This is a genomic window from Streptomyces albipurpureus (assembly GCF_023701525.1).
Lineage (GTDB): Bacteria > Actinomycetota > Actinomycetes > Streptomycetales > Streptomycetaceae > Streptomyces > Streptomyces albipurpureus.
In genome coordinates this window covers 1-1,772 of the sequence record NZ_JAMQAW010000060.1, presented here as the reverse complement: position 1 = coordinate 1,772, position 1,772 = coordinate 1, and the positions used below count along the sequence as shown (strand labels likewise).

The following is a 1,772-nucleotide window of genomic DNA, read 5'->3' as shown; positions in this document are numbered from 1 at the left end:
CGGGTCGGCCGGAGCGTTCGGCGGCGGGCCGGGGCTTCGGGCGCCCGGCCCGTTCCTGTGGCCTGCGATCAGCTGTGAGGTTGTGCGGCGCCCGCCGCGGGAGGGGTCAGCTCACGATCTTGGCGTCCTTGTAGCGGAACACCGCCACGTCGTTCGCTGTGGAGACGATGTTGTCGACCTTCTTGGGGTTGAACGCCCAGAAGCCTGAGTAGTCGAAGTAGCCGCAGTCCAGTGCCTCGTCGTTGACGATCCTGGACATCTTCTTCCAGGCGGTCTCGCGTGCTTCGGGGGTCTTGGCCGCGAGCCCCTCCTCGGCGGCGGCCGTCAGCTCCGGGTACTGGACCTTGAGCGGGTTGTTGGGGGCGGTGGGCGCGAACTTGCGGTTGTAGTAGTCGTAGGGGCCCGAACGGGACGCGTCCGAGAGAATGGCCGCCGGGTACCTACCGCTCTGGTAGGTGCTCAGGAACTGCGGGAAGTTGGGGAGTTCGAGCGTGACCTCGATCCCGATCTTCTCCATCTGGCTGCGGAACAGTTCGGCGATGGTGCGCTGGGTGTCGTAGCTGATCAGGGTGAAGGACCGCGGTGCGTCCTCGGCCTCGGCAAGGAGCTTCCTGGCCTTGTCGAGGTCGAAGGGGTAGCCCGTGAGCTCCGGGTCATGGCCGGGCTGGCCCTCCGGCATCCGCTGGAGGTGGGTCTTGCCCTTCCCACCGAGCGCCGCGTCGATGTAGTCCTGCGGGTTCATCGCGTGACAGACGGCCTGACGGAACTTCTTGTCCTTGAACACGCCCTTCGTGTCATACATCTGGAGGTGCCAGAGCACGGACGGGAACCAGGTGGACTTGAGCCCCTCCTTGCCTGCGCGGGCCGCGAGGGTGGAGGTGGTCCAGACGACGTCGAGCTGTCCGGCCCGCAGCGCGTTGTAGAGGCTGTCGGGGTCTTGGATCTGCGTGACCTCGACCCGGGCGGGTCCGACGGACTTCTTGTCGTAGTACTTGTCGAATGCCCTGACCGCGGTCCGCAGGCCCTTGGTGGTCCTCGCCGAGTCGTAGGTCCACGGCCCCGTCCCGGCGGGCTTGGTCTTCCAGGTTCCGTCAGCGAGCGCCTTGGGCGAGACGATGAACATCCCCAGCTGGGAGAGATTGCTGATCAGGCTGGGCGCGGCCCGCTTGAGGCCGATCCGCACATGGGTGGCGTCCACGGCGGTGATCGTCTTCACGGCGTCGAGCTGGCTGCGGTACTGGTTCGGGGTGTTCTTGATGCGTTCGAGGTTCTTGACGACGGCTTCGGCGTCGAACGGGGTGCCGTCGTGGAAGACGACGCCGGAGCGGAGGGTGATGTCGATGCGATCCGGCGACTCCTTCCAGGAGGTGGCGAGTTGGGGCCTGAGGGTGAAACCGTCCGGGGCCACGCTCATCAGCGATTCATAGACCAGCGAGGAGAAGGTGCTGTTCTGCTTGTTGACCGTGTCCCAGTCGTCGAACTGCTGGTTGGTGCCGACGCGCAGGGTCCCGCTGGGGCCGTCGCCGGAGTTCGTCGGGGCGCCGGCCGAGTCCTCGGTACCGCTGCACGCGGTGAGGCTGACGGCGAGCGCGGTGGCGAGCAGGACGCCGCCAACGCGGACTCGGGTGGTTCCTGTCCGGGCCGATCGGACCCGTCTGCGCGACGTGAACGGTGCGTCGACTGCCACAGCGAGAACCTCCACACAAGAGCGTGTGCCCTTCAGGGAAGGACTTGTGCGTTTTAGTGCACGATGTGTGCAGCATTCTTGTCAA

1 protein-coding gene is annotated in these 1,772 nt (G+C 66.2%); it reads right to left on the bottom strand.

Annotated elements, in window-relative coordinates; all coding sequences use genetic code 11:
* Positions 1-106 precede the first annotated feature (106 nt).
* The gene (locus NBG84_RS33690) at positions 107-1,687 is read right to left on the bottom strand and encodes an ABC transporter substrate-binding protein (RefSeq protein WP_250923478.1); all 1,581 of its coding nucleotides are present in this window, start codon (positions 1,685-1,687) and stop codon (positions 107-109) included.
* Positions 1,688-1,772: the final 85 nt, after the last annotated feature.